Origin of the sequence: Rubrimonas cliftonensis, assembly GCF_900107585.1 — a bacterium.
Taxonomy (GTDB): domain Bacteria; phylum Pseudomonadota; class Alphaproteobacteria; order Rhodobacterales; family Rhodobacteraceae; genus Rubrimonas; species Rubrimonas cliftonensis.
The window spans coordinates 22,297-28,713 of sequence record NZ_FNQM01000029.1 but is presented as its reverse complement, the minus strand read 5'-3'; the positions used below and the strand labels follow the sequence as shown (position 1 = coordinate 28,713).

Sequence of the window (6,417 nt, the reverse complement as noted above, 5' to 3'; positions counted from 1 at the left end):
TCGCGGACCTCAGGGGAGAACTTGTTCGTCGTCTTGCTCATGGGGCGCCATCCTACTCAGAAGTTGGAGCCTCCGGCAGACCCGGCGCGGTTCACGTCATCGCCACGCGGAACTCGGCGCCGACATCAGAAACATCGATGTCCAGGATCTTCGCCGCTGCTGAGGCTAGCGCCTCCGCGACAGTGGTGAGTACGATCTTGGCGACGACCGACCCCGGCGGGAGGGTGACAGTGCCGGCCAACTGAAAGCGGAATAAGGCGATGTCCGTCTCGAACTCGTTGCCAAGGACCACCACCGTGGGGATGCCGTTACAAATCGGGCCATGCGGATGATTGTCTGGATTTGGGCGAGGGTGCCCTCCCCGCTGGAAGCGACCGGAAGCCCACCCGTTCGGCTCTGCCCGACCGCACTTCGGGCAGTAGAGGAAGCCAGGCTTCATCTGATCCTGGGAACCGGTGTTCGTAAGAACGAGCCGCTGCTTGGCCGTCCAGATCTCGTAACCTGCGCCATTGGCTGCATTGTCTGATCTTTCGGCTGGTCCTCTGTCGGTGAAGGGCGCGCTCAGTTTCGCGCGGGTCGGCCTCGTAGGAGTGGGGCTGTCATCAAGAGGGAGTTCAGGGTCGAGGTCGATTGGATGCGCGAAGCCCGGCGGACGAAGCCAGCGTGTGCCGGGCCCCAGCGAACCTGGGGTACCACACGCGGGGCAGTCGCGCACTTGATCGACATAGTGCTCTTCACTGCGCTGCTCGACGCGGGCGTAGCCGCAGCGGTCGCACTCGAAGTAGACCTGCATACCGCGCCACGCCTGCCAGCATTCCCGACGGTTGAACGGCGTCCAGATCGCGAACGAGTAGTGGCGCTCGCCGTTCACCCAAACCTCCCGACCGGGCGCATAGCCTGATAGAGCTTGGTTGAGGCCGAGTTGCGGGGAGTACTTGAGGACCGCCTTGCGTTCGGTGCTAGCAGCCGGATCAAAGACGTGGAAAGTCACTACGTCAGTGGGGAAGGCGTAACGCGGGAGCACCCCACGATCGAAAAGACGATCCAGCAGTTTCTCCGGGTCGAGGCCGCCCTCGGGCGCGTCCTCGGTCCGGCCGATCTCAGTCGAGAGTTCAGCAGATTCAACTGTGCCGGCATCAACTGCATCGAAGTCGAAGTCGTCACCCCAGTCCATCATCAATTTGCCAAAGGCAGCCCTTGCCTCCTCCCCGCCTCCTTCCGCGACGAGTTCTTCAACAACGGATGAGGACTCATCCATCGCCTCCGTTGCCTCAAAGGGGCCGGCGCCCACCTCGCGCAAAGCGGACAGGAGCGCCAAAGGCACGTCGTCCACAAACCCTGGTACCGCAGCAACAACAGACGCAGGGACGATCTCCTCGAGCGCACTGCGGACGCGGGCCACCTCTTGATTAAGCCATTCCTTGAGGCCGGCGTAGGAGAAGTTGGTTGCGTCTCCGGTCCGGAAGTCCCGCAGCATACCGAGGCTCTCGAATACGTTGGAACTCACGCTGTCGTCGTCGGGATTGGCAATCGCGGCCATCTGGAACATGCTCATCACCAGCGCAAAGCAGTGCCGGCGAACGATCTCAAGGTTGTCCAGGTTGAGCGTTGGATCGGGCACGGGGCCGCTTACCATCGCTGCCGGGTGCGAGTAGAACTCCTGGTCATGGCTGTCCGCGCCGCAGTAGGTGATGACCGTCGAGAGAGCAGAGCCTCGACGACCGGCCCGGCCGGCACGTTGCTGGTAATTTGCCCGCCCCGGCGGCACGTTCCGCAAGGCAACAGCTGTAAGGCTGCCAATGTCGATGCCGACCTCCATGGTCGTTGTGCATGACAGAACATCGATCGGACCTTCCCGCCGTCCTTCCGGACCCTCGACGTCGAGATCCTGGAACCTCAATTCGTGCCACTCCGCCCGCGCCACCGCGCCGCTGTTGCTGCTGTCGTTGAGCGCGGCGGAGTGCTCGGCGGCGACGTATGGGTGGGGTGCGTAGTCGGGCTCGGCCGCGAGCCTCTCCACATGTCGGCGGAAGTGCCCCTTCCGGGACCGGAACACGGCGTCGGCCGCGGGGTCCAGCGCGCTAGTCGTGCCCGCGCAAGCCCTGTGGCCCGGGCGGACGCGGCAGCGATCGGCAGCGAGCGGGTTGAACGGCTGGGCTGTGGTGCAGGTATCGCAGCGGCGCCACTCGATCTCATCTGAGGCCACTCGGACCTTGGCGGCCCTCAGGATGAACCCGTTGGCGGTCTCGTTGGTCCCGAAGACCTTCGAGAGGAACTTCCCCCATTCCGACGGCGCTCCGGTGCGTCCTTTGAGGTTTGCGTTGAACCACTTCGTGCCGACGAAATCCTTCACGAACGTAGGAAACGTTGCCTTTGTACGCCGTATCTTCGCCCCTGTGGTAGCGTCGAGCCACTCGCTCGGCGTGGTGGGGAGATACAGTGCGTGGCTGAGGATCGCGTCGTTCAGCCAGAGATCCAGAAGCGCCCAACGACGCTCCTCCTCGCTCAGGTGAGCGGGCTCAGGCGGCGCCGGCAACTTGTGGAACGCTCGCAAGTCTGTCGGGTCGAGTGAAGCGCGGATGGTCGCCAAGCCGAGGGCACTCAGCCCGGTATGTGGGTCCTTCAGCACCGGATAGAGCGCGAGCATCAGGGCTTTGTTTGTGCGGTGCGTGTTGAGTTCCGCTGACCTGCTGCGGATTTCCTGCTCTGTGGTTGCCGGATCACTGGTCAGCAGTTCTCGGAATAGTGCAAGATCTTCTTCGAAGTGCGGCGCCTGAGCGGGGCGCAGCGTGACTCCGTTCATGGCGCAGCCAGTGAGGAGGGCAGCGTAGGCGTGGTCGAGCGTCACCGGACTACTGAAACGCTGCTCTAGCCGGCTTAACCCATCTAGGAGCAGCGGCCGCACCGCGTCGCGCATCGAGTACTGTTGGAGTTTCCCTGCAAGCCTTGAGGCTGCTTGCCGCCCGTCGGAGAAGATGAGTGCTTTGCGCCCCTTGAGCGGAGTGTCGACCTCTTGGCGCGGGGGCTGCTCGAGGACCTGCGAGGAAACAATCTCCTGGAACGGCTCATCGCCCTTCGTCACATGGTCCATGATGTGGTCAGAGCCATCCGCTCCGCAGCGGAGGCAGTTCTGAAACCCACCTGGGATCGTGTCTTTTTGACCAGGAGGCGGGAGCCATATCTCACGAGCAGCATCGTTCCCAGATCCGACGCGGCCAGACACCGGGTCCAGGTACTCGAACCGCGCTCCTGAGCCTTCGGGGGGCTCCTCTAGTGAGAGAAATACGGGTTGGACGACCCCGTCCACGCCGTCCACTTCACCGACGTCCTCTGCCCACAAATAGTCGGGAGTACCGGGATCGAAGGAATAGGCCTTGAAGTACGCGCAGCCACACGACCGGCACGTATAGACCTCGAACACCCGCGCTCCGCACTCGCACGTCCGACGAGGCTGAGCGTAAAGCGCTCCAGTCGGCGGTAGCGTGTCCCATCGCTCTCGTTGAGAGTTGGAGACATGGGAGCACTGGGGATCCGAGCACGCCCATAGGCCCGGGAGACCTCGAAAGAATGCATGGGCGCGAGCGGCTAGGAGTGGCGCCTGCCTGCTGTCAGGCTTCGCCATGGAAGTGAGTTCAACTAGGGCGTTGGTGGCCACGCGGGCGAGATCAGCCTCAACTTCCGGAAAGAGCCGTGAGGCCAGTTCTCCGATCTCCTGAGCCGGTCCCACGCCCGCAGGGTCACGTTCGAAGTCGCCTTCGGCGACCGCGCCGCTCGTTAAGTTCACGAGGCGTCCGGTAACCGGGAACTCCTTGATCGCGCGGTGGAGAGCCCTCCCCAACGGATCTCCGTCGGGCGACGCGCTTGCCTCGTCCAGCAGGGACTCACGCGAGACTTGGTCGTCGGCCAACTGAAGAACCGGCATGACCGCGTCAAAACGAGCCGCCAGATTGCCTTCGTGCACCCGGTGGAGGTCCACCGCCGCTAGGGTCTCCGCAACTTGCCTGTTGCCGGGGCCGGACGGGTGAGACGCGCGCTTTGTCCCTCTAAGAACCTCAAATCCTTCTGGGGGCTTGCCCGCAAGGTCAGCGGCGAACCTCTTTGCTGCTGAAGGATCCGAAAACGACGCGCTCGTACAGATGATCTGCAACTGCTCCGGACGAAGCGCCAGTCGGTTGCGTAAGCGGCGGATCAGCATCGCCACCTCAGTCCCCTGCGCGCCCCGGTAAAGATGGGCCTCGTCCAAAATGAGGATCAGCCGCTCACCTGGGTGACCCGCATAGTACTCAGCGGTGATCCTGAAGATGTCCCGCTCAATCGGACGAAGGAGCATGTACTCCAGCATCGAGTAATTGGTGACAAGGAGATCAGGAACCCCCTCCTGCGCCTCGTGCCGCAGAAATAGTTCTGGATCCTCGGGACGCTCGATAGTCCTGACCCACTCGTCACCTCGCTTCCAAGGGCCCTTGCCCAGCCAGGCGCTCATGCCGTCCTCGCAATCCGGACTGGTTGGTGGCTTCGCCGGCCACTTGCCGCGGCGCCGCAACTCGCCGATCAAGCGTCTCACGTCGGTATCAGAAACTGCGCGATCTTCGAGTTTCGTGAAGAACTCGAGCGGCTCTTTCAAGCGCGTCCAGTGCTTCTTAGTGTCCTCCTTGCGGCTACCTGGATACAGGGACCGCCCCGTATAGCGAGCGAACTTCATTGGGCGCCCGCCTTTGTCAGTGAACCAGCGTGCGACGTTGTTGTCGCCGAAGAGCACACGCAAGCGGCCGAGTTGATCGTTGACCAGCGCATTCATCGGGTAGAGGAGTAACGCCCGCACTGCGCGCTTCGAGAACGAGCGCCCGCTCATGGCCTCCTCCGCCATTCGGCCCAATATCGGGAGGAGGAAGGTCTCAGTCTTGCCCGAGCCGGTTCCGGTCGTCACGACGAGGTCACGGAACGGTGGGGTAAGCGCGAGTTCGAGAGCTTGCGCCTGGTGGTCGTACGGCGGATCGAACACAACCCCTCGCTCGCCGAGCCATCTCAGAAGGCCCGCCACATCCGAAGGAAGCGAAAGTTCCTCATAACGTCGCGAAGCTGCGTACCTCGCGGTGCTCTCTAGGTAGGGTGTCTGCGCAATGGCACCGCTCCGGGAGAGCAGTTCATCTCGTAGATCGACCAAGGCGGGGTTCGAGATATGATAGGTGGAAGTAATGTAGGTGCGGAGCGCGTCCGAATAATGCTTAAGTTCTTCGTACACCTATAATCCTCGCTGCCTCGCCGGAGATCTGCGGTTTCGTCGGCTCCATCCTCACGGAGCCACCGGTCAGCATACTCCAACTTTAGCTTCCAGTGTATATGCCTATCAAGAATTCCTCAGAAGCTGAACGAAGTCCAGCCGTACATGCTGCTTGGCTCACTGCGAGCCTGTATCCGTCCAGAGCACCCCGAGATCAAAACCCACGGCATCGAAAGGCGCGATCCTGACGATCTCGTTGTCGTGCAGAGCTGCAATCAGGGTCCATGATCCGTCACGCAGTTCGAAGGCCTCAAGGGTCTTCGCGTCGGGATCGACGAACCAGAGATGGTTGACGCCATGCCGGGCATAGATCGCGCGCTTGGCGGTCAGGTCGTAAGTCCTTGTGGACGGCGACAGCACTTCGCAAACCCAGTCGGGCCGCAGCGCGAAGTGCGGCGCGTCGGGAAACACGGGGAGGCGCTCACGCCGCCATCCCGCGATGTCGGGCACGAGCACGTCCTCCGCGAGATGGATCTCGGGCTCGTCGATCAGCCACCAGCCGCCCGGGCCCCCGACGCCTTCGTCGAAGGCAGGCGTCAGCTTCGCCCCCAGCATCGAGCTCGCTCGGGCGTGTCGCGAGCGCGGCCGGGGCTGGAGATGCAGCGCGCCGTCGATCAACTCCGCCACCATCCCCTCCGGCGCATCGAGGATGTCCCGATACGTTGCCGGACGCCTGATCGTGGGGACTTGGAGGTTCATCGGCTCGCTGCTTTCGGCACCGGCCGATACGATAGCAGGCCGGGCGCTTTCCGTCACCCGACGGGCGCGTCGTGGGCGAACCAGGCGTGTCAAAGCCCCGCCAGCGGCCCGGCCCCGTCGCGCCGCGGAGCCGCTGCTGCGCACCGGCGGTCGGCTTACTGACCGGGGTGGTCGTCCGAAGCGTCGCCATCGAGTTCACGGGCGATCCGCTTCGCGAGCCGGGCATAGGCGTCGACCAGCGCCTCGCCGATGGAGAGGTCGAAGCCGCGCGCGTCGGCGCGGGCCTTCAGCGCATCCATGGTTTCAGCCAGGGCTTCAGGGACGTCGAAGCTCACGCGGCGCAGCTTCGGCGCCGTCGGGCGTTCCTTCAGGATCGAGCGGACCATGGCGGTCTCCTATCGCGGTTGCGCGCGGGGGCGGATGCCGACGTCGCGGTC

Annotated in this window: 3 protein-coding genes; all 3 read right to left on the bottom strand. The window is 63.5% G+C overall.

The features are described 5' to 3' along the window. Positions 1 to 91: 91 nt before the first annotated feature. The 3 genes from BLW43_RS20530 to BLW43_RS20520 all read right to left on the bottom strand — a co-directional run bounded on the left by BLW43_RS20530 (position 92) and on the right by BLW43_RS20520 (position 6,366). Positions 92 to 5,242, bottom strand: coding sequence for a DEAD/DEAH box helicase (locus tag BLW43_RS20530; protein ID WP_093256335.1), 5,151 nt, complete (start codon positions 5,240 to 5,242; stop codon positions 92 to 94). A 156-nt stretch (positions 5,243 to 5,398) separates the two neighbouring features. Next, positions 5,399 to 6,037: a Uma2 family endonuclease gene (locus tag BLW43_RS20525; RefSeq protein WP_217632263.1), complete on the bottom strand. Its 639-nt coding sequence runs from the start codon at positions 6,035 to 6,037 to the stop codon at positions 5,399 to 5,401. Between the two features lie 98 nt (positions 6,038 to 6,135). Next, positions 6,136 to 6,366 carry a hypothetical protein gene (locus tag BLW43_RS20520; protein WP_093256332.1) on the bottom strand — a complete coding sequence of 77 codons (231 nt, stop codon included), beginning with the start codon at positions 6,364 to 6,366 and terminating at the stop codon, positions 6,136 to 6,138. Positions 6,367 to 6,417 lie beyond the last annotated feature (51 nt).

Bases quoted from the DNA above. Each gene is read 5' to 3' on its own strand.
- BLW43_RS20520 (WP_093256332.1), bottom strand. From the start codon at position 6,366: ATGGTCCGCTCGATCCTGAAGGAACGCCCGACGGCGCCGAAGCTGCGC.